This window comes from Pseudomonas sp. CGJS7 (assembly GCF_036961695.1).
Genome location: NZ_JBAMDI010000118.1, coordinates 15,672 through 35,609, shown reverse-complemented (window position 1 = coordinate 35,609; position 19,938 = coordinate 15,672). Strand labels below are relative to the sequence as shown.

Here is a 19,938-nt window from a genome sequence, read left to right as displayed (position 1 = left end):
CCCGCCGGAGAACGCCGCGCAGCCTCCGCCGCCGCCAACGAGGCATCCCCGCTCGGCGGAAATCTGTTCCAGGGCGCGCCGCCCTCGGCGGACGCTCAGCGCGAGAAACGCTCAGACGCCGACGCCGAGGCCAAGCAAGCGCCGCCGCTGGACCGGGTCCAGGTCACCGGCGCGCGCATCGGCAGCGGCGGCGCGGACGAACACAACTTGCCGGCGCCGCAATGGCTCGACCTCATCCGCGACTACCGCGACAGCGGCCAGACCGACCGCGCCCGCGAGAGCCTGCTGCAGTTCCGCCGCGAGCACCCGCGGGTGCGGATTCCGAAAGACCTGCGGCCGCTGCTCAAATGATCGCGGCCGTCGCCGACGCGGCTGCCGGCATGGCCTCGCGCCGACAGGTCGCGGCGGCCACCCGCCGGACCAGGCCGAGGCCCGCCGGACGGTGCCCGCGCCGGGCCGTCTGAGCCCGCGATGAGCGCCAACACCCTGGCCGAACGCGCCCGCCACGCGATCGAAGTCAAACACAGCCGCTTCCTGGCCCTGGCCGCGCCGGTGGCCACGCCGGAGCAGGCGCTGGCCTTCGTCCAGGAAGTCTCCGACCCGGCCGCCACCCACAACTGCTGGGCCTACCGGATCGGTGCCCAATACCGCTTCAACGACGACGGCGAGCCCTCCGGCACCGCCGGCCGGCCGATTCTGGCGGCGATCGACGGCCAGGGCTGCGACCAGGTGGTGGCGGTGGTCACCCGCTGGTACGGCGGCATCAAGCTCGGCGCCGGCGGCCTGGTCCGCGCCTACGGCGGCGCCGCGGCCGAATGCCTGCGGCTGGCGCCGCGGCGCGAACTGATCGTCTACGAAGAGTTCGAACTGGCCTATCCGTTCGAGGACATCGGCGCCGTCCACGCGGCCCTGAACGCGTTCGGCGCGGAAAAAGCCGAGGAACGCTTCGACGCCGACGGCGCGCAAGTTCGCATTCGGCTACCGGCGTCGCAATCGCTCGCCTTGAAAGCGCAGTTGCGCGACGCCACACGTAACCGCGTACGTCTGCGATCTCCCGGCGAACCCCTCGCCGGTCGAGACCCGCTCGACCCGCTTCCTTTATCTTCATGACCGCGATCCGATGACCGATGCCAGCGCCGGCCCGAAGGCCGACACCCGACGCAACAAGGCCCCGATCGGCAGCCTGCGCACCTTGTGGCCGTTCGTGAACCAGCACCGGACCTTGTTCGTGGCCTGGCTGCTGTCGCTGGCCGCGTCCAGCGCCGCCACCCTGAGCTTTCCGGCGGCGTTCAAGACCATGATCGACCAGGGCTTCGCCCAGAGCTCGGCCGGCGGCGGCAGCGGCGCGATCGACAGCGCCTTCCTGCTGCTGTTCCTGGTCGCACTGGGCCTGGCCCTGGCCACCGCGGCGCGGTTCTATTTCGTGTCGGTGCTGGGCGAGAAGGTCGTCGCCGACCTGCGCGAGCGGCTGTACACCCATCTGATCGGCCTGGACTCCGGCTTCCACGACCGCAACCGCAGCGGCGAACTGGTCTCGCGCCTGACCGCCGACGCCGAACTGCTGCGCAGCGTGGTCGGATCGAGCATGTCGGTGGCCTTGCGCAGTTCGGTGACCGTGGTCGGCAGTCTGGCGATGATGTTCGTCACCAATCCGCGGCTGGCCGCGTATTCGTTGCTGGGCATCCCGCTGGCGGTGCTGCCGATCATCGCCGGCGGCCGCAAGCTGCAACGCATCTCGCGCTCCAGCCAGGACCGCATCGCCGACGCCAACACCCTGGCCGCCGAATCGCTGGGCGCGGTGCGCACGGTCCAGGCGCATGCGCGCGAGCCGTATGAGCGCGACCGTTTCAGCCAATCGCTGCGGATCGCGATCAAGGCCGCGCGCCAGCGCATCACCGCCCAGGCCATGGTGACCGCGGTCGCCATCACCCTGGTGTTCGGCGCGATCATCCTGGTGCTGTGGTCGGGCGCGCACGATGTGATGGCCGGCCGCCTCACCGCCGGCACGCTCGCACAGTTCGTGCTGTACGCCTTGATCGGCGGCGGCTCGATCGGTGCGCTGGCCGAAGTCTGGAACGATCTGCAACGCGCCGCCGGCGGCATGGGCCGGATCAGCGAGCTGCTCAACGAAGACAGCGCGATCCAGGCGCCGGAGCATCCGAAGACCTTCGCCGAACCCTTGCGCGGCGAACTGGTGTTCGACCGGGTCGGCTTCCACTATCCGCAACGCCCGGACATGCCGGCGCTGCAGGATTTCAGCCTGCGCGTGCGGCCCGGCGAAACCGTGGCCCTGGTCGGCCCGTCCGGCGCCGGCAAGAGCACGGTGTTCTCGGTGCTGCTGCGCTTCCACGATCCGCAGCAAGGCGTCGTACGGGTCGACGGGCTGGATGTGCGCGAGGTCGATCCCGGCGCGTTGCGCAGCCGGATCGCGCTGGTGCCGCAACAACCGGCGATCTTCGCCACCACCGCGCGCGACAACATCCGCTACGGCCGCCTGGAAGCCAGCGACGCAGAGGTCGAACAAGCCGTGCGCGCCGCGCACGCGACCGACTTCATTCAAGCTTTGCCCGAAGGCCTGTCCACCCAACTCGGCGAACGCGGCGCGCGTCTGTCCGGCGGCCAGCAGCAACGCATCGCCATCGCCCGCGCACTGCTCAAGGACGCGCCGATCCTGTTGCTGGACGAAGCCACCAGCGCGCTCGACGCGCAGAGCGAACGCGCGGTGCAGCAAGCGCTGGAAGCGCTGATGCAAGGCCGCACGACCCTGGTGATCGCCCACCGTCTGGCCACCGTGCTCAAGGCCGACCGGATCGTGGTGATGGACCGCGGCCGGATCGTCGCCGAAGGCACGCACGAGCAGTTGTTGGCCGAAGGCGGGTTGTATGCGGAGCTGGCCAAGCTGCAATTTCTGGATTGAACGCCGGCGACACGACCGCACAACTCGGCCAGCCGTCGTCGCTGAAAATTTGCCTGCCGTTGTTCCGACCCAATCCTGCCGGGCGTCGTTTGCGACGAACCCCTGGCCACCGTCATTCCGGCGAAAGCCGGAATCCATTTTGATTTCGCGGTCCCCGGCCGGAACGCCGCGATTTCGCCGGCGCAGGCAAATCCGCGCCACCGCACGCAAAAAAAGACGCCCCGCGATGCGGGGCGTCGGTACCACGATCAAATGCGAATCGCGGTCAGTTGGTGACCAAGGTCAAGCCGTACTTGCTCAACAGCGGGTTCAGCGGCTGGAACCAGGTCTTGCGCTGAGCCTCGGCGATCGTGCAGTTTTCCTTGGTATCGGACTTGACGTTGCCGCCCGAGGTCACCCCTTGGGCCTGGCCGTCCGGCGTGATCCACGAGCCGCCCGAATCGCCGCCGCCCGCGCAGGCGGTGCTTTCGGTCAGTCCGGTGACTCGGCCGAGCAGACCGTAGTTGACGCTGACGTTCTTGGAACGGATGGTGCCGCACTTGTAGAACGTGGTGCGGCCGGAGCGGCACACAGCCGCGCCGATCGCTGCTTCGTTGCTGCCCTTCACCGACACCCAGCCGTTGTTGTAATCGGTGACTCGGCCGCTCAGGGTGTGCTCGGGATTGATGGACACCCAGGCCATATCGTTGCCTGGGAAATTCGATGCGGCGAAGCTGCCCAGCGGCGTCCGCGACTGGCTGTTGCCCAGGAAAGCGGCCAAGCCGGCCGTGCCGCAGTGGCCTGCGGTGGCGAAGCCTCTGGTTGCGCCCTTGGTCACGGCGAAACCGGTCGAACAAACGTACCACTTCGGAGGCGAGCCATCCTGGAACGTGTACTGTTGGCCGCCATACACGTCGGCAAACAATTGCGGCGCGCCCTCTTCGGTTTCAAAACGAACCGCCGCCGCATCCGCTCCGCTGAGCGCCACGAAATCAATGGCCTCCGCCTGCGCCCCCGCGGCGACGCCGACCACCACCGAGTTGGTCACCGGGTCCACGCGCCAGGAATGCACGCCACCCAGCGGCTTGCTGATGCCGGCCACGCGCGAACCCGCATACGCTTCCAGCGCGCTGAACGAAGTTTCCAGCTGGCGCAGGCTGTGGCGCACGCTGCGCACCTCCACCCCGCCGAGATTGCGCGCGGCCTTGCCGGTGCCGGAACTGGCGACCACGAAAGCGAAGCTGCCATCGGCCTTGCGCTCGATCCAACTGCCGGCGAAGGTCGAGCCCAACGCGCGCTTGGCGGCGCCGGCTTGCTTCAACGAAGTGAGTTCGGTCTGCAGGTACTGCGGCAACTGCTTGGCGGAGATGCCCAGATCGCGCTGCATGGCCTGCTGCAGACGCGCATCGATCGCGCCGGCGGCGAACGCCGTACCGCAAACCAGCGAACCCGCCGATGCCAATCCCAGCAACGACGAACGGACCAGAGCGCGTCGAGAATTTTTGGTAACAGTCATTGAAGAAACTCCGTAGTCGATCAGAAACGCCAGCCGCGCTGACGCAGTGTGCCGCGGGCTTGCTCGCCGCACGCGACGCCCTCGGGAGCGCCACGGCGTTCTCGCCGGGCAGATCCAGATAACGGGACAAATCGACGCGGCACAATCGAACCGGCAGAGCGAATCGACCCAATCCTTTGAAATGCGTCACACTAAGGCCGCAAATCAGACGAGTACTAATTCGATTAGCTCGGCACGATTCCGACGCCGCGAATCGACCCGAAATGAAACTGCGCATCGCGCGTTCTTTACGGCATATCGCGATTTCATCCGATATCAATTCCACACCGTATCGGCATCCGGATCGCATCCGCCAAAAAAAGAACGCCCCGCATCGCTGCGGGGCGTTCGTATCGACACCGCGGCAAGCGCGGTGCCGCGACCCATGCCGGGATCAGCCGGTGACCAGGCTCAAGCCGTATTGGCTCAGGATCGGCCCGACGCGTTCGAACAGGCTGCTGCGCTGCGACGCCGGAATGCCGCAGTTGTTGCCGTTGGACTGGACGTTGCCGCCCGACATCACGCCCTGCGCCTGACCGGCGCTGGTGATCCACGAGCCGCCCGAATCGCCGCGGCCCATGCACGCATTGCCTTGGGTCAAACCGCGCACCGCGCCCTCGGCGTAGTTGGCGGTGACGTTCTTGGCGGTGATGTTGCCGCAGCGATAACCGGTGGTGCGGCCCGAGCGGCACACCGCCGCGCCGACCGCGGCTTCGGCGCTGCCGCGCACGACCACGTTGCCGCCGCTGTAGTTGCTCACCCACGGCTGCAGCGTCTGCGCGCTGGTCAGGCTGACCCAGGCGCGGTCGTTGCCGGGGAACACCCGGCCGGCGAAGGTGCCGACCTGAGCGCCGCCGATGCGCGCGACCGCGTTGACCGTGCCGCAGTGGCCGGCGGTGACGAAGCCCTTGGTCGCACCGCGCGTGACCGAGAACCCGACCGAGCACAGGCTGGCATTGTTGATCGAGTATTCGATGCCGCCGATGATGGTCGCGGTGGTCTGCAACTGGCCGGGCGAGGTTTCGATCCGCACCGCGCCGCTGTCGGCGCCGCTGAGCGCGACGAAATCGACGCCGGCGTCGACCGCGCCTTCATCGACCTTGACCACCACGCTGTTGCTGCGCGGATCGACATACCACGACTGCACGCCGCTGAGCGGCTTGCTGATGCCCTTGACCCGCGCGCCTGCGCCGGCGTCGAGCAGATCCATCGAGTGCTGCAATTGCTTGAGGCTGTGGCGCACCGTGCGCACTTCCACCCCGCCCAGCGTGGTCGACTTGCGCGCACCCGCGCTGGCGGCGACGAAGCGGAAGCTGCCGTCGGCGTTGCGTTCGATCCAGCTGCCGGCGAACTGGTCGCCGAGTTCGCGCTGAATCGCCGCGCCCTGGCGCTGCGCCAGTGTTTCGGTTTGCAGGTATTGCGCGAGCTGTCCCGGGAAGATTCCCAGGTCGCGTTGCATCGCGAATTTCAGTTCGGGACTGACTCGATCGGCGGCCAAAGCGGCACCGGAGGACAGCGCGGCGGCCGCGGCCACCACACAGAAAACGGAAGCGCGCGCGAACGAACGGCGCGAGCGGATTTTCGATACGGACATGCGAAGAACTCCTTAGAGGGAATCTGACATGGGGATCGACAAGACGAAGCCGTCTGGCTTCTCGACGCCGTTGCGCTAACGGCGGCCCAGATCGGCAAGCGCGCGTGCACGCGTCGCTTGCGGGGCCGTCCCAGCTAAAAATAACTGCGCGCGCAACGCAAGGCGCGCATCCCTGGTCAGGTCACACGCGGAGTCCGAGGCGCGTCACAAGAACGCTTATTGGAATAAGCCACTGAACGAACGCAGGGAGAATTCGGCGCGGTATGTAGCGATTTATTCGGCTGTTGCGACGCAGCGGAATCGCCGACTAACTTCACGATGCGCAAATCGGCGACGCGATGTTCAGCGCACGCGGAAACCCGCCTACGACGACGCCGATTCCTTGATCGGATCGTAGATATCCAGGATCAACTCGATCCCGCGTTCGCCGAGCAAACGCAGATTGCGCGGACCGATTCCCTCGCCGTCGTTGCCGCTGGCCATGAACAAGCCGCAGAACAAATCCAGCTCGAAACGCGAGCCCAGTTGCGCCCACACGGCCGGATCGTCGCTCAGCTGAGCGAACAACTCACCGATTTGCGCGTCCAGATCGCCTGGCTCTCGTTGCTGCGCGACCAGCCGCCACGATCCGGTTTTGGCGATGCGCACGCGCCCGAGACCTATCGACAGCTCATCGCCTTTGCTGTGCGAATTCGATGGCGGCGCACCGAGCAATGCGCTGACCTCATCCGGGATCAGCTCATCGCCCCAGATGCGCAGGCAAGCCTTGGTGCGGTGGAGCGATGACATAGGCTCATTCCGTTGATATGCGCCCGTCGGCCCGGCGCACTTCAGCGCAGATGCGCCCCGCACGCAATAGCTCGATGCCTTCGCTTCGCTATCGCCCGCGCTTCTGGCGATCATCGTCAGCCGCTGCCTGCCGCGGCAGCGATCGGCCGCGTTCGATGGCCGATCAGTCGCTGCGCTTGAATTCGCTCAACAGCCACACGCTCAGCAGACACACCGCGAACAGACCCGCGCCGCGGCTCAACCAGAACAAGGCAAGCGAGAAATCCGACCCATGCGCCGGCGGCGGTATCGCGGCCAGCGCGATCAGCGCCAGCGCCTGGGATTTACGTGAACCACGCATGGTGCACCTCCCGCGACGGCCCGGATGGCCGCCTCCGCCGACCTTACACCCAACCGCGTTGGCCGGGCATAACCTCGCCGAAACAGGCGACGGCCGGTATCGCCGAAGCGCGAGATCGCTGCAATTCGCGGCCGGAAAAGCCCCTTGCCGCTGAGTTGCGCCGATTCAGCGACCCGAATCGTCCGCGGCCGGCATCGCGCTTGCGAAGGGGCGCGATTACGGATCGATCCGGATCGGTATACCGGTGGGTACCAGACTCCACACTTCCTCGATCTGCTTGTCGCTGAGCGCGATGCAGCCATCGGTCCAGTCGCGCCGATAACCCGCCGGCGTGCCGCCATGAATCATGATGTCGCCGCCCGGATCCACCCCGCGCGCGGCGGCCTGCTTGCGGTCGGCCTGATTGGGATACGACACCCGCAGCGACAGATGGAAGCGGCTGTTGGGATTGCGTCCGCTGATCCGGTATTCGCCTTCGGGCGTGCGCTCGTCGCCCTGCTGGCGCTTGTGTCCGACCGGCGCGTCGCCGAGCAGGATCGAATACGTGCGGATGACCATGTTGTTGCGGAACAACTGCATGCGCCGTTCGGACTTGTCGACCACGATGCGGTCGGCGCGCTGCGCGGCCGGCGCCATCGCCGGGGGCGTGCGCGCCAAAGCCGGCAGGCATACGGTCGCGGCCAGCGACAAACAGATCGACAGCGTCAGAGTGTTGTTCATGTCGGCAGCGCTCCTTGCAGAATCTCTTCCAGGTCCAGATCGCCCGGCAACGTGCCGAAGCCCAAGCCGTGCGCGCCATCGAGCCGGCTGCGGCAGAACCCGTCCGCGCCGGGGCGGCCGGCCAGCAACAGCAGCGCGGCTTGCAAAGCCAAGGCCAGGCGCTCGACCCACAATCGCATCTGGCTTTCCTGCGGCAATGCGCCTGCGCGCAGCGCCGCGGCGATTTCGTCGATGCGTGCGTCCAATGCCGGATGCCGGCCGCGCGCGCGTTCCAGCTCGGCCAGCAGCGCCTGCCCTGCTTCGGGTTCGCGGCTCAGCGCGCGCAGCACGTCCAGGCACTGGATGTTGCCGCTGCCTTCCCAGATCGAATTGAGCGGCGCCTGCCGGTACAGCCGCGGCAGGATCGATTCTTCGACATAGCCCGCGCCGCCCAGGCATTCCTGCGCCTCGTTGACGAAGGCCGCGGCGCGTTTGCAGATCCAGAATTTGCCGATCGCGGTGGCGATGCGCGCGAACGCGGCTTCGCGCGGATCGACCGGGGCGCGATCGATCGCGCCGGCGACGCGGATCGCCAACTCGGTCGCGGCCTCGGACTCGATCGCCAAGTCGGCCAACACGTTGCGCATCAACGCATGATCGATCAACGGCTTGCCGAAGCTGCGGCGATGACGGGCGTGATGCAGCGCCTGCGCCAAGGCCATGCGCATTTCCGCGGCCGAACCCAGCATGCAGTCCAGGCGGGTCAGCATCACCATCTCGATGATGGTCGCCACCCCGCGCCCCTCCTCGCCGATGCGTTGCGCCCAGGCGCCCTGGAATTCGACCTCCGAAGACGCATTGGACCAATCGCCCAGCTTGTCCTTGAGCCGCATCAGCCGCAGCGCGTTCTTGCCGCCGTGCGGATGCCAGCGCGGCATCAGGAAGCAGGTCAGGCCGCCCGCGGCTTGCCCGAGCACCAGGAAACCGTCGGACATTGGCGCGGAAAAGAACCACTTGTGGCCAACCAGCTCGTACTCATCGTTGCCGATCGCGGTGGCCACGGTCTGGTTGGCGCGCACGTCCGAGCCGCCCTGTTTCTCGGTCATGCCCATGCCCAGGGTGAGCCCGGCCTTGTCGGCGCCGGCGACGTCGCGGCCGTCGTAGTGCGGCGCGGCGGCCTTGCGCATCCACTCGCCGAGCGCCGGCGCATGCCGCAACACCGGCACCGAGGCGTGGGTCATGGTCAGCGGGCAGCTGGTGCCGGGTTCGACTTGATGATGCAGATAGCTAAGCGCCGCGCGCGCGACGTGCGATCCGGGGCGCGGATCGTGCCAGGACAGACCGGCGACGCCGTGCTCGATGGCCGCGCGCATGATCGCGTGGTAGTTCGGATGGAATTCGACCAGATCGATGCGGTGGCCGTAGGCGTCGTAGTTGCGCAGACGCGGCTTGTCGCGGTGCGCGTCGAAGCTCAGCGCGTAGATCTCGCCGCCGGCGAGCACGCCGTAACCGGCCAACTGCGCGGCGAAGCCGGCGCCGCCCTGGCGATCGACCGCATCGCGCAAGACCGCGTCGTCGCTCCACAGGTCGCGCGGCGCGAACGGCGGCGGCTGGTTCTCGACCCGATGGGTGGCGAACGGGGGCAAGGGATCCATGGGGCGGCTCCGGGCGGGCTGCCTGGATTCTAGAGCGAGGAGTGAGCGGAGAGGAGTGAGGAGTGAGTAAAGCGGTCCTCGCGGCTGTTGCCGTTGCTCACTCCTCTGCGCTCACTCCTCAAGGCGAACGGGGGCAAGGGATCTATGGGGCGGCTCCGGGCGGGCTGCCTGGATCTAGAGCGAGGAGTGAGCGGAGAGGAGTGAGGAGTGAGCAAAGCGGTCCTTGCGGCTGTTGCCGTTACTCACTCCTCACTCCTCTCCGCTCACTCCTCAAAAAGAAAGGCCCCGCCGAAGCGGGGCCCTGGAAACTGTCCGATGCGATCGGGCCAGACATTGCCCTGCCGGGCAACGCGAATCAAACCACCGGAGCCACTTCGGACGCCTGCGCGCCCTTGGGACCCTGGGTCAGCTGATAGCTGACGCGCTGACCTTCCTGCAAGCTGCGGAAGCCCTTTGCGTTGATCGCGGAGAAGTGCACGAATACATCCGCGCTGCCATCTTCGGGAGAAATGAACCCGAAGCCCTTGGCGTCGTTGAACCACTTCACGGTGCCGTACTGCATATCCTTATTGACCTCATGCTGGATGCGTTGACGTGCGTCGCCGCCGCATTGGCGATAGACGCCTGGCGAGTATGCAAACTGTGCCGTTGGATGACAACGGTTCAGCGTGACGGCATCGCACACGTTTTTTGAAGCCACATCCGGCCAGATTATTTTCGGCCGATCGCGTTTATGCGACTGCGGTCACTCGCAGGCTTGCAGCAACGCGGTCAACAGCGCCGGCAAACCGGCCGAGGCCACCGCGACGTTGTCGAGCACATCCTGCAAAGTGATGACCTCATCCGGATCCGGACCGGCGCCGGCCGCCCAGTTGGCGACGATCGCCAAACACGCGTAATCCAGGCCCATTTCGCGAGCCAGGCCGGCTTCGGGCATGCCGGTCATGCCGACCAGATCGCAACCGTCGCGACGCATCCGCGCGATCTCGGCGCGGGTTTCCAGACGCGGGCCCTGGGTGGCGCCGTAGCAACCGCCATCGACCAGCGCCACGCCGGCGCGCTGCGCCGCGGCCAGCACCGCCGCGCGCAACGCGCGGGTGTAGGGCTCGCCGAAATCGACGTGCAGCACTTCGGTGCCGGGTTCCTCGCAGATCGTGGAGATGCGGCCCCAGGTGTAATCGATCAGCTGATCCGGACAACCCAGCGCGCGCGGCCCGAACCGTTCGGTAATTCCACCGACCGTATTGAGCGCGAGCACGCGGCTCGCACCGAGCGCTTGCAGCGCGGCCAGATTGGCGCGGTAGTTGATCTGATGCGGCGGCAGCGAATGGCCTTCGCCGTGACGGGCGAGGAACGCGACGCGGCGCCCGCCCAGCAAACCCACCCGCACCGGCCCGGACGGCGCGCCGTAACGCGTGACCGGCTGATGGGTTTCCACCTCGCTCAATTCGGCGATGCGGTACAGCCCGGTGCCGCCGATCACGGCCAGATCGATGCCCTGCTCGCTCATCTCAATCCTTCAATGCGTAGATCGCGGGCAAGTTGCGGCCCTGCTCGTGGAAATCCATGCCGTAACCGAATACGTAGCGATCGGGCACTTCCACGCCGACGTAATCGGCGCGCAGGCCGTCGACGCAACGGTCGTGGGCCTTGACCGCGAGCGCGGCGATGCGCACTTCCGCCGCGCCTTGCTCGCGGCACCATTCGCGGATGCCGTGCAAGGTATGTCCTTCATCGAGGATGTCGTCGGCCAGCAACACCCGGCGGCCGCGCAGCGGCGTGGCCGGGCGATGCTTCCAGACCAGGTCCGCGCCGGTGGTGGCGCCGCGGTAACGGGTGGCGTGCAGGTAATCGAATTCCAGATCCAGCCCGCGCTCGCCCAGCTCCATCGCCAGTTGCGCGGCGAACGGCAGGCCGCCGTGCATGATGGTCAGATACACCGGCCGGCTGCCGGCGTAGTCGTTGCGGATCTGCACCGCCATGCGCGCGATTTCGCGCTCCAGGCTGCGCCGGTCGAAGATCAGGTCGGCGTTTTCCAGCGCCGAGACCAAGTCGTTGTTGCTCATCAAGCCAATCCTTCCAAACGGGTGCGGGTGTCGGTGTAACCGGCGTCGGCGATCAGGCCGTCCCAGCCCAGCGCGCCGCGTCCGATCAAGCCGACCAATGCGGCGGTGTTGAGGCTGCGGCCGGCGACCGCGCTCAACGACTCTTCTACCAACTGCGGATGACAGACCAGCACCACATCGCAACCGGCGTCCAGGTGCGCGTCGATGCGCGCGCGCACGCCGCCGGCCGAGAACGCGGCGGCCATGCCGATGTCGTCGCTGAAGACCACGCCGCGGAAACCCATGCCGCCGTCGGCGCGGTCGCCGCGCAGAATCTCTTCGATCCAGCGGCGCGAATAACCGGCCGGCTCCGGCGCCACCGCCGGATAGGACACGTGCGCCATCATCACCGCGTCGGCCTTGGCCTGGATGCCGGCGATGAAGGGCACCAGGTCGGTCGCCCGCAGTTCCTCCAGCGTGCGCGGATCGGCGGCGGCGTCGAAATGGGTATCGGCCAGCACCGAGCCGTGGCCGGGGAAATGCTTGAGCGTGGCGGCCATGCCTTGCGCGTGCATGCCGCGGATGTAGGCGCGGGTGAACTCGGCGACCACGCGCGGATCGGCATCGAAGGCGCGATTGCCGATGGCCAGATTGCCGCGGCCCAGATCGACCACCGGCGCGAAGCTCAGGTCCACGCCGCTGGCCTGCACTTCGCGGGCCATCAGCTGGGCGTGTTCCTCGGCCAGTTCCAGCGCGGCGCGCGGGTCGTTGGCGTACATCTTGCCGAACACTTCCAGCGGCGGCAGCGCGCTGTAGCCTTCGCGGAAGCGCTGCACGCGCCCGCCTTCCTGGTCCACGCAGATCAACTGCGGCCGCGGCGCGGCGGCGCGGATCGCGGCCGACAGCTCGGCGACCTGGGCCTTGGAGGCGAAGTTGCGGCTGAACAGGATCACGCCGGCGCAGGCATCGTGCTGCAACCAGTCGCGTTCCTGCGCGGTGAGTTCGGTACCGGCGACGCCGATCACGAGCATGCGGAACTCCTGAAGGAGAAACAGCGCGGTGTGCGCGGCGCTTATTGTCGCGCAGATAGCGCGGCGGGGCACCTCGCCGGTGCCGGGCCGCCACGCGGAGGGGTTAGCGGGCTTCGGCGGCGAGTTTCGGCGCCGGCGCCGCGGGTTTGCGGGCTAGCGGCCCGGCTGGGAACGCGTCGGGGCCGAGGCCCGCGCGGAGTCGCTCAGGCGACGCCGTCGCGCTCGGCTTGGCTCCATTGCGCATACGGCCGGGTCGCCAAGGCCAGATTGTAGTAACGCACCGAGTCGGTGACCTCGGCGCCGGCCCAGTCGGGCTTGGCGAAGGCGGTGTCGGCGCTGGCCAGTTCGATCTCGGCCACCACCAGCCCGGCGTTGTCGCCGAGGAATTCGTCGACCTCCCACAGATGGCCTTCGAACTCGACGTAATGCCTGCGCTTGTCGACCATCCCGCCGACGCTGAGCGCGAGCAGCCCGCGCGCGTCCTCGACCGGGATCGGATAGTCGAACTCCTGGCGGGTGTGGCCGAGCTCGCGCGATTTCAGATTGAGGAAGGCCTCATCGCCGGCGATCCGCACCCGCACCGAGGCCTTCATCGCGCCGGCGTCCATCGCCGCCAGATCGTTGAGATAGCCCTGCGCCATCGGCACGACCTTGTGCGCGGCTTGGCGCCACGAGTCGCCGGTTACCAGGAATTTGCGTTCGATTTCGATGCCCACGGGAATTTCCTAAAGTAAAAACAACGCCGAACCCAAAGTCCGCGCGCAGAGGCCGCAATCACCGCCCGCGCCGCGAACCCTTGCTGAGCAGCCGCACGTGCCGCGCCTGCCCTCCCCCGTCATTCCGGCGAAAGCAAGATCCATTGCGATCTCTCACCACCGTCATTCCGGCGAAAGCCGGAATCCATTTTGATCTTGCTCTTGCTTTAGAGCTAAGGAGCGAACCGCAACAGCAGAATCAAAATGGATTCCGGCTTTCGCCGGAATGACGGTGGTTGAGATGACGGTGGCCGGAATGACGGTGGTGGGATCGACGATGGCCGAGTCTGCCGCGGCCTCCCTCTCTCCACCCCATCAGCTCCAACATATTTCCCGAGCATAGAAAACCAGATGATCGGCCGCCGTATAGATCCTGTCGCGCGCCGGCTCGTCGTAGCCATCCGCGCAACTGGCCAACGCGCCCCACAGGTCCAGAAAAATATCGGCCAGCTTCTTCGGAATCCGATCCTCGCCTTCCAGCGCCGACTTGATCTGTTCGAGCAGTTCGACCAGATCCTCGAACAGGGCCTCATCCACCCCCTGCTTCTCACGGACCTTCAGGCTGAAATCCAGCCATTTTTCGATAAAGGCCTCGATCAGCGCATCGGCCACGCCCGCGACTCCTCAGCGCTCGAACATCGCGATCGATTCCACATGCGCGGTATGCGGGAACATGTCCATCACCCCCGCCGCACGCAGCTTCCAGCCCTTCTCGCGCACCAGATAACCCGCATCGCGCGCCAGCGACGCCGGATGGCAGCTGACGTAAACGATGCGCTTGAATTGCTTGAGCGGCAGTTGGGTCAGAACGAAATCCGCGCCCGAACGCGGCGGATCCAGCAACAGCCGGTCGAAGCCTTCGCGCATCCACGGCTCGCCGCTGAGATCCTTGCCCAGATCGGCGGCATAGAACTGGGCATTGCCCAGACCGTTGAGCTCGGCGTTCTCGCGCGCACGCTTGACCAGGCCGGCCTCGCCTTCCACGCCGACCACCTCGCGCACCCGGCGCGCCAACGGCAAGGTGAAGTTGCCCAATCCGGCAAACAGATCCAGCACCCGGTCCTGCGGCTGCGGATCGAGCAGATCCAGCGCGTGCTGGATCATGTGGCCGTTGAGCCCGGCGTTGACCTGGATGAAGTCCAGCGGGCGGAAACTCAGGCGCAAATCCCACTGCGGCAGCGAGAACGCCAGGCGCGGATCGGCCGGCCACAGCGGGTGCACGCTCTCCACGCCGCCGGGTTGCAGGAAGATCGCGAATTCGTGTTCGCGGCCGAACGCGGTCAGCGCCTCCAGATCGGCCTGCGACAGCGGCGCCAAGTGACGGAAGGTCAGGGCGATGCCGCTGTGAGCGTTGTCGCCGTCGTCCATGCGGTCGCCGCCGATGAATTCCACCTGCGGAATTTCCCGGCGCGCCTGCAGGCCGTCGATCAAGCGGGCGAGCGCGCCGATCTTGTCGCCGACCTCGGGGATCACGGTTTCGCAGCGGGCGATGTCGGCGACGAAACGCGGATCGGTTTCGCGGAAACCGACCAGGGTCTTGTCTTTCTTCTCGACCCGGCGCACCGAAAACCGGCCCTTGCGGCGATAGCCCCAGGCCGAATCGGTCAGCGCCGGCAGCACCCGTTCGGGCATCACATGGCCGATGCGTTCGAAGTTCTCCATCAGCACGCGCTGCTTGGCCACGATCTGCTGTTCCTCGGCCATGTGCTGCAGCGCGCAGCCGCCGCAGGTGCCGAAATGCGCGCAGCGCGGCTCGACTCGGTCGGCCGAAGGCTCCAGCACCTGCAGCGTCACCGCCTCATCGAAGCTGCGCGAACGCGCGGTCTGCTTGGCCATGACCCGCTCGCCCGGCAAGGCGCCGGCGACGAAAATGGCCTTGCCGGCGTCGTTGGGGTTCTTGGGATCGGCGCGCCGGGCGACGCCACGGCCGTCGTGGGTGAGGCCGGTGATGGCGACCTCGAAGGGGGTTTGATCGATGCGGGCCACAGCTGCTGGCAGGAATCAAAGGGCGCGCATTGTCGCATGGGCGGGATTGGGGATTGGGAAACCGCCGCCGCGGGCGGCCGAATAAGCAAAAAGCCCGCTTGCGCGGGCCTTTTGCTCAACCATTGCCGGGTCGGGCTTACTTCTGCTTCCAGCCGCCGCCGGCATCCTGATACCACCAGCCGCCCTTGGCGCTGTCGATCCACTGCCGGGCGAACACCTGGCGGATCTGGCCTTCCCACTCGGGGTGGCCGTTGGCGACGGCGATCTCGCGATACACCGCGGCCGAATCGCGGCCCTGGTCGGCCACCGCCTGATTGACGCCGACGCGGTCGGACAGCGGGATCTTGGCCGCATCGCGGACGCTGACCGTGCCGGTGTTGGTGAAGCCCAGCGCGCCGGAATCGAAATGCGCGCGCAACTGGCCGTCGAAACGCTGGGCCATGCGCGACTGGATCGCCTGGATGGCCGGGGTCTTGATCGAGATGTCCGGCGATTGCGCCCGCGCGCTGCCGATGCCGACCACCGACAACCAGTCGATCCGGCTGGCCAGTTGGCCCCACTCCAGCCTGGGCGCGTCGAGCGAGGCGCTGCCGCCGGGCTTGCCGCCTTCCTTAGGCGCTTCCGGCGTCGGCGTGACCGCTTGGTCGCCGATCACCTTCTCGACGAATTCCTTCGCCGCTTCCTTGGCCTCGGCGGCCGGGAAATAGACGTTGATGGTCACGCAAGCCGTCAACATCACGGCGGCGACCGGTACTCCCATCCAACGGCGCATGAGCGAATCCTTCTGGTTGTGCGCGTGCGAGCGCGGATTGAAACGAACGGCGCTATTGAACCACGGCGCCGTTGAACGGCAAGGCTACCCGGCCAGGATGGGTCCGATTCACGCCGGGCCCACTCACTGAACCACCGGTTTCAGATCGCCCTTGCTGACCGCCTCCAGGCGTTCGAGCAAGGTCGGCCAGTCGACCCGGCGGTTGTAACCGACCACGTCCAGATGCGGCACGCCGGCGCCCTGGACGATGGTGAAGCCGCGACTGCCGTCGGGCGCGGCCTTGGCCGGCCCCAGCCCGTCCATGTGGCAGACCTCCTCGGCCAGACGGCAGGAAATACCCAGGCGGGCGTAGCCGAAATCGTCGAAAAAGCCGAGCAGCCGGTCCTGCAGGCTGCCGACGAAGGACGAATCGCCGACGCTGGACAGATCCTGGACCGCGCGCTGGCTGATCCGCTGGCGCACGCCGCGGGTCTTGCGGGTATGCAGTTCGGCGTCGAACGCGGTCGGCTGCCAATCCACCAGCCGCAGCTGATCCACCCGCCCGAACAAGCGCCCGGTGATGCTGCCGAAACCGAACACCCCGGTCAGCGACTCCAGGTCGATGTCGCTCAAGGCCAGATCCGAACTCAAGGTCGGCGCGACCCCGAACGGGCGCTCCATCGCCAGCGAAGACACCGCCACGGTGCCGCCGAACAACTGCATGGTCAGGCCGCCGTTGAGTTCGAGCCGATCGTCGGCGTAGTGCGCTTCGGGCAAGCGGCCGCTGAGCTCGCCGGTGAAGGCCGGGCCGTCCAGCGCCTTGGCCAATCGGCCGATGTCGAGACGATCGAGATTGAGCCCGAACCGCACGTCCAGTCCCTTGCCGCCGGCCGGCGGACGCAGGCGCAGACCGTCCAGGCCCACCCGCCCGCCGAGCATCGGGAAGTCGACCGCGCGTTGCAGGCGCAGTTCGCCATCGCCGCTGGCGAACGGCAACCGCGCCGCGCCGAATTCCAGCCCGTGCAAAGCGCCCTCGCGCCAACCCAGCTCGCTGTCGCGCGGCGCGTCGGCCGAATACGCCACGGTGCCGTCCAGGCCGGAAAAGCGGAACCGGCCTTGATCGTCGTTCAGACCGACCCCGCGCAAGCTCGCTTCGGCCTGCTCCAACTCGCCGCCGCGCATGCGCAGCCGCGCTTGCATCGCCCCGGACATCTGCAGCTTGGCCAGCCCGGCCAGACCGAGGAAACCGGACAGGTAACCATCGCGCAGCGGCGCCAGATCGGCGCTGCTCAGGTCCAGGTCCAGTGCCGCCAAGTCGGCCTGCGGGGTGAGTTCGGCGCTGCCGCGCATCGCCAGAATGCCGCCGTCGCGCCACGAGAATTGCGGCAATCGCCAGCCCTCGCCCGGGTTCTGCGCGGCTTGCAGGTTCAGATCGATCGGGCGCTGCTGCATCGACAGGTAAGCGTTGCCGAACAGCATCTCGCCGCCGAGCAAGCGGCCGTCGACCGCGACCCGGCTGCCGCGATCGATCTGCGCGTCGATGCGCAATTGCGCGCCGAGCTTTTCCGCGGCGATCAGCCCGTCCGGCGTTTCCAGCGCCGCGCCGGTCAGGCGCAGCGGGCCGGCGATGCGCAGCGGTTGCCGTTCGGGCGCGGCGATATCCAGATGGCCGTCGAGGCTGCCGGCCTTGATCCGGCCTTGCGGCCAGGCCTGCGCGACCAGCGCCTGGGCCCAGGCCAGCGGCACCCGGGTCAATTCGATCCGGGTGATGTCCGGCGTGGCCGCGGCGCGGCGCAGCGCCAGCGCGCTGGCGCCCTGGCTCAGGCGCGCGTCGGTGCTGGCCACGCCCAGGTCCAGCGCCAGCCGCAACGGCCGCCCGCCGGCGCCGCGCAGCTCGCCTTCGCAGCGCCAGCCGCCGCTGCCGTCGCGCAGCAACGGGCAGCGCCAGAGCACGTCGCGATAGCGATAGCCCAGGTCCGGCGCCTGGATCAGCCCGGCCCGCAATTCCAGTTCGCCGCGCTCGGCGCCTTCGGGCCAGCTCAGGCGCAGCTGAACTTGTTCCAAAGTTGCAACAGCCGTCGCAACCTTCGCCATCTTGGCGTTCAGCGTGCGCGCCTCAGCATGCGGGGGCGCCGCCCACAGCAAGGGCAGCGACAAACCCATCAGGAGGCGTAACATGGTCCGCAGCATGGATGCAGGATAGCGGGCGGAAGCGAACCGGCAATGAAGAATTCCCAAGTCCCACGCGTACTGCTGGTCGAGGACGATCCGACCAGCCGCGCCTTCCTCACCGCGGCCGTCGAAGCGATTCCGGCCCTGGTCGACGGCGCCGACAGTCTCGCCGCGGCCATGGCGCTGAGCGCCGGCCAGGATTACCAACTGTGGCTGTTCGATGCGCACCTGCCCGACGGCAGCGGCATCGATCTGCTCGAACGCCTGCGCCGGCAACACCCGCGCACGCCGGCGCTGGCCCACACCGCCACCGGCGAAAGCGAAGTGCGCGATCGGCTGATCGCTTCGGGCTTTTCCGAGGTGCTGGTCAAACCCTTGCCGGCGGCGGCGGTGCGTTACGCGATCCGGCGCTTGCTCGGCCTGCCCGAACACGACCTGCCCGCCGCATCGGCAAGCTCCGACGCCGGCCAGAGCCCGGTCTGGGACGACGACGGCGCCGCGCGCGCGCTCAACGGCAACCGCGCCCACATCGCCACCTTGCGCGGCTTGTTCACCCAGGAATTGCCGAACGCGCGGCGTTCGATCCTGGCCGCCTCGCAGTTGGGCAATCACGACGCCATGCGCGGCGAGCTGCACAAGCTGCGCGCCAGTTGCGGTTTCGTCGGCGCCGCGCGCCTGGCGCTGGCGGTGCAGGCGCTGCAGACGCAGTTGGATTCGCAGGCGCTGCTGACCCAGTTCGATCAGGCGGCGCAGGCGACGATCGAGCAGGCGGGGTAAGAGCGGGGTTGGGGATTGGGGACGGCAGGTGCATGCATCCCCGGATGTTGGCGCCGGCTCTCGCGTTTTACCGACTTCGGGTTTCGGCCTTTCAATCGCGCTTGTTCGATACCCGCGACAGCTCGGCCAGCATTTCCCAGGATTTCAATCCGCGCGGTCCCAGATGGTGGACCAATACGCTGCGCATCGCGTGGCGCAATCCCGGCAAGTCCGATGGGTCCGGCGCTACGTCGTCGGCCAGCGCCAACAGCGCGCGGCCGGTCGCCGCCGCGCTGCGTTCGCCGTGGCCGCGGTCGCTGAGCAAACGGCGCGGGCCTTGTTCGGCATCGAGCCGGTAACGCGCGGCCGGATCGATCGCGGCGCCGTCGGCGTCCACCCGCCAATCGAAGCCCGAGCCCAAGGCGTCGAGCAGGTCGCGCTCGAAACGGCGCAGCGTCCACGACAGTTGCTCGCCGCCGAGTTCGGCGCGGGTGCGCCCGTACAGATCGAACAACTCCGGAAACGGGTCGCCGCGCGGCACCAGACGCAGCAGCAGCTCATTGACGTAGAACCCGGCCAGCGCCGCTTCGCCGTGCAGCCGCGGCGCGGCGTCGACCGCTTCGGCCGCGATCAAGCGCGCCAGTTCGCCGCGCAACAGCGCGTCGACGCGGATGTATTGGAACGGCTGCAAGGCCGCGCGTAGCACCTGCCGCTTGGGCCCTTGCACACCGCGCGCGATCAGGCCGATGCGGCCGTGCTGTTCGCTCAGGGCCTCGACCAGCAAGCTGGTCTCGCGCCAGGGGCGTGTGTGCAGCACATAGGCGGGTTCGGCGGACAGGCGCATCGAGGCCAGCAGTGGGAAATTGAAAATGGGGAGCGATTCGAAGCCGATGCGCCAAGCGCGCAGCTATCGC

20 protein-coding genes are annotated in these 19,938 nt (G+C 67.6%); 4 read left to right on the top strand and 16 right to left on the bottom strand.

The genetic code is table 11. The features are described 5' to 3' along the window. The 3 genes from V7787_RS41895 to V7787_RS41885 all read left to right on the top strand — a co-directional run. A partial coding sequence (locus tag V7787_RS41895) for a hypothetical protein (protein WP_336093481.1) occupies positions 1 to 351 on the top strand: 351 nt, incomplete at its 5' end. A 120-nt stretch (positions 352 to 471) separates the two neighbouring features. Further along, entirely contained in the window at positions 472 to 1,110 is a 639-nt protein-coding gene (locus V7787_RS41890) for an IMPACT family protein (RefSeq protein ID WP_336093480.1), read from the top strand. A gap of 10 nt (positions 1,111 to 1,120) precedes the next feature. After that, entirely contained in the window at positions 1,121 to 2,917 is a 1,797-nt protein-coding gene (locus V7787_RS41885) for an ABC transporter transmembrane domain-containing protein (protein WP_336093478.1), read from the top strand. A gap of 265 nt (positions 2,918 to 3,182) precedes the next feature. Here the strand turns inward: V7787_RS41885 and V7787_RS41880 are convergent, their stop codons facing one another. From V7787_RS41880 to V7787_RS41810, 15 genes are all read right to left on the bottom strand, one after another. Next, positions 3,183 to 4,412, bottom strand: coding sequence for a S1 family peptidase (locus V7787_RS41880; RefSeq protein WP_336093477.1), 1,230 nt, complete (start codon positions 4,410 to 4,412; stop codon positions 3,183 to 3,185). A 433-nt stretch (positions 4,413 to 4,845) separates the two neighbouring features. After that, positions 4,846 to 6,045, bottom strand: coding sequence for a S1 family peptidase (locus V7787_RS41875; RefSeq protein WP_336093476.1), 1,200 nt, complete (start codon positions 6,043 to 6,045; stop codon positions 4,846 to 4,848). A gap of 363 nt (positions 6,046 to 6,408) precedes the next feature. Further along, positions 6,409 to 6,834, bottom strand: coding sequence for a DUF4279 domain-containing protein (locus V7787_RS41870; protein WP_336093475.1), 426 nt, complete (start codon positions 6,832 to 6,834; stop codon positions 6,409 to 6,411). Positions 6,835 to 6,997: 163 nt separating this feature from the next. Then, positions 6,998 to 7,174, bottom strand: coding sequence for a hypothetical protein (locus tag V7787_RS41865; RefSeq protein WP_336093474.1), 177 nt, complete (start codon positions 7,172 to 7,174; stop codon positions 6,998 to 7,000). Positions 7,175 to 7,390: 216 nt separating this feature from the next. Then, positions 7,391 to 7,894 (bottom strand): L,D-transpeptidase family protein, encoded by a 504-nt coding sequence (locus tag V7787_RS41860; RefSeq protein ID WP_336093473.1) that lies wholly within the window; start codon positions 7,892 to 7,894, stop codon positions 7,391 to 7,393. Continuing rightward, complete coding sequence (locus V7787_RS41855) at positions 7,891 to 9,528, bottom strand: acyl-CoA dehydrogenase family protein (protein ID WP_336093472.1); 1,638 nt, start codon at positions 9,526 to 9,528, stop codon at positions 7,891 to 7,893. The genes V7787_RS41860 and V7787_RS41855 overlap by 4 nt, the downstream gene beginning before the upstream one ends. Positions 9,529 to 9,883: 355 nt before the next feature. After that, positions 9,884 to 10,090: a cold-shock protein gene (locus V7787_RS41850; protein WP_031373678.1), complete on the bottom strand. Its 207-nt coding sequence runs from the start codon at positions 10,088 to 10,090 to the stop codon at positions 9,884 to 9,886. A gap of 183 nt (positions 10,091 to 10,273) precedes the next feature. Continuing rightward, positions 10,274 to 11,038 carry an S-methyl-5'-thioinosine phosphorylase gene (locus tag V7787_RS41845; protein ID WP_336093471.1) on the bottom strand — a complete coding sequence of 255 codons (765 nt, stop codon included), beginning with the start codon at positions 11,036 to 11,038 and terminating at the stop codon, positions 10,274 to 10,276. Between the two features lies 1 nt (position 11,039). Continuing rightward, positions 11,040 to 11,594, bottom strand: a complete 555-nt coding sequence (locus V7787_RS41840; protein ID WP_336093470.1) for a hypoxanthine-guanine phosphoribosyltransferase — start codon at positions 11,592 to 11,594, stop codon at positions 11,040 to 11,042. Next, positions 11,594 to 12,604: a beta-N-acetylhexosaminidase gene (nagZ, locus tag V7787_RS41835; protein WP_336093469.1), complete on the bottom strand. Its 1,011-nt coding sequence runs from the start codon at positions 12,602 to 12,604 to the stop codon at positions 11,594 to 11,596. Before nagZ ends, V7787_RS41840 begins: the two co-directional genes overlap by 1 nt. 203 nt (positions 12,605 to 12,807) lie before the next feature. Next, positions 12,808 to 13,320: a CYTH domain-containing protein gene (locus tag V7787_RS41830; RefSeq protein WP_336093468.1), complete on the bottom strand. Its 513-nt coding sequence runs from the start codon at positions 13,318 to 13,320 to the stop codon at positions 12,808 to 12,810. 354 nt (positions 13,321 to 13,674) lie between these two features. Continuing rightward, positions 13,675 to 13,971 (bottom strand): hypothetical protein, encoded by a 297-nt coding sequence (locus tag V7787_RS41825; RefSeq protein WP_336093467.1) that lies wholly within the window; start codon positions 13,969 to 13,971, stop codon positions 13,675 to 13,677. Positions 13,972 to 13,983: 12 nt separating this feature from the next. Continuing rightward, positions 13,984 to 15,345 (bottom strand): 23S rRNA (uracil(1939)-C(5))-methyltransferase RlmD, encoded by a 1,362-nt coding sequence (rlmD, locus tag V7787_RS41820; RefSeq protein ID WP_336093466.1) that lies wholly within the window; start codon positions 15,343 to 15,345, stop codon positions 13,984 to 13,986. A 136-nt stretch (positions 15,346 to 15,481) separates the two neighbouring features. Beyond that, positions 15,482 to 16,117 (bottom strand): DUF1318 domain-containing protein, encoded by a 636-nt coding sequence (locus V7787_RS41815; protein ID WP_336093465.1) that lies wholly within the window; start codon positions 16,115 to 16,117, stop codon positions 15,482 to 15,484. A gap of 123 nt (positions 16,118 to 16,240) precedes the next feature. After that, positions 16,241 to 18,274 (bottom strand): hypothetical protein, encoded by a 2,034-nt coding sequence (locus V7787_RS41810; protein WP_336093464.1) that lies wholly within the window; start codon positions 18,272 to 18,274, stop codon positions 16,241 to 16,243. A 45-nt stretch (positions 18,275 to 18,319) separates the two neighbouring features. Between V7787_RS41810 and V7787_RS41805 the strand changes: the two genes are divergently transcribed. Next, positions 18,320 to 19,045: a response regulator gene (locus V7787_RS41805; RefSeq protein WP_336093463.1), complete on the top strand. Its 726-nt coding sequence runs from the start codon at positions 18,320 to 18,322 to the stop codon at positions 19,043 to 19,045. Positions 19,046 to 19,136: 91 nt separating this feature from the next. Here V7787_RS41805 and recO read toward each other — a convergent pair whose 3' ends face one another. Continuing rightward, positions 19,137 to 19,868 (bottom strand): DNA repair protein RecO, encoded by a 732-nt coding sequence (gene recO / locus V7787_RS41800; RefSeq protein WP_336093461.1) that lies wholly within the window; start codon positions 19,866 to 19,868, stop codon positions 19,137 to 19,139. Between the last annotated feature and the right edge of the window lie 70 nt (positions 19,869 to 19,938).

What these genes read in the sequence shown, in the direction of transcription:
- V7787_RS41855 (WP_336093472.1), bottom strand. Translation starts at nt 9,528, where the DNA reads ATGGATCCCTTGCCCCCGTTCGCCACCCATCGGGTCGAGAACCAGCCG.
- V7787_RS41875 (WP_336093476.1), bottom strand. Translation starts at nt 6,045, where the DNA reads ATGTCCGTATCGAAAATCCGCTCGCGCCGTTCGTTCGCGCGCGCTTCC.
- V7787_RS41815 (WP_336093465.1), bottom strand. Translation starts at nt 16,117, where the DNA reads ATGCGCCGTTGGATGGGAGTACCGGTCGCCGCCGTGATGTTGACGGCT.
- V7787_RS41810 (WP_336093464.1), bottom strand. Translation starts at nt 18,274, where the DNA reads ATGTTACGCCTCCTGATGGGTTTGTCGCTGCCCTTGCTGTGGGCGGCG.
- V7787_RS41840 (WP_336093470.1), bottom strand. Translation starts at nt 11,594, where the DNA reads ATGAGCAACAACGACTTGGTCTCGGCGCTGGAAAACGCCGACCTGATC.
- V7787_RS41880 (WP_336093477.1), bottom strand. Translation starts at nt 4,412, where the DNA reads ATGACTGTTACCAAAAATTCTCGACGCGCTCTGGTCCGTTCGTCGTTG.
- V7787_RS41885 (WP_336093478.1), top strand. Translation starts at nt 1,121, where the DNA reads ATGACCGATGCCAGCGCCGGCCCGAAGGCCGACACCCGACGCAACAAG.
- V7787_RS41850 (WP_031373678.1), bottom strand. Translation starts at nt 10,090, where the DNA reads ATGCAGTACGGCACCGTGAAGTGGTTCAACGACGCCAAGGGCTTCGGG.
- nagZ (WP_336093469.1), bottom strand. Translation starts at nt 12,604, where the DNA reads ATGCTCGTGATCGGCGTCGCCGGTACCGAACTCACCGCGCAGGAACGC.
- recO (WP_336093461.1), bottom strand. Translation starts at nt 19,868, where the DNA reads ATGCGCCTGTCCGCCGAACCCGCCTATGTGCTGCACACACGCCCCTGG.
- V7787_RS41860 (WP_336093473.1), bottom strand. Translation starts at nt 7,894, where the DNA reads ATGAACAACACTCTGACGCTGTCGATCTGTTTGTCGCTGGCCGCGACC.
- V7787_RS41890 (WP_336093480.1), top strand. Translation starts at nt 472, where the DNA reads ATGAGCGCCAACACCCTGGCCGAACGCGCCCGCCACGCGATCGAAGTC.
- V7787_RS41870 (WP_336093475.1), bottom strand. Translation starts at nt 6,834, where the DNA reads ATGTCATCGCTCCACCGCACCAAGGCTTGCCTGCGCATCTGGGGCGAT.
- V7787_RS41805 (WP_336093463.1), top strand. Translation starts at nt 18,320, where the DNA reads ATGAAGAATTCCCAAGTCCCACGCGTACTGCTGGTCGAGGACGATCCG.
- V7787_RS41865 (WP_336093474.1), bottom strand. Translation starts at nt 7,174, where the DNA reads ATGCGTGGTTCACGTAAATCCCAGGCGCTGGCGCTGATCGCGCTGGCC.
- V7787_RS41845 (WP_336093471.1), bottom strand. Translation starts at nt 11,038, where the DNA reads ATGAGCGAGCAGGGCATCGATCTGGCCGTGATCGGCGGCACCGGGCTG.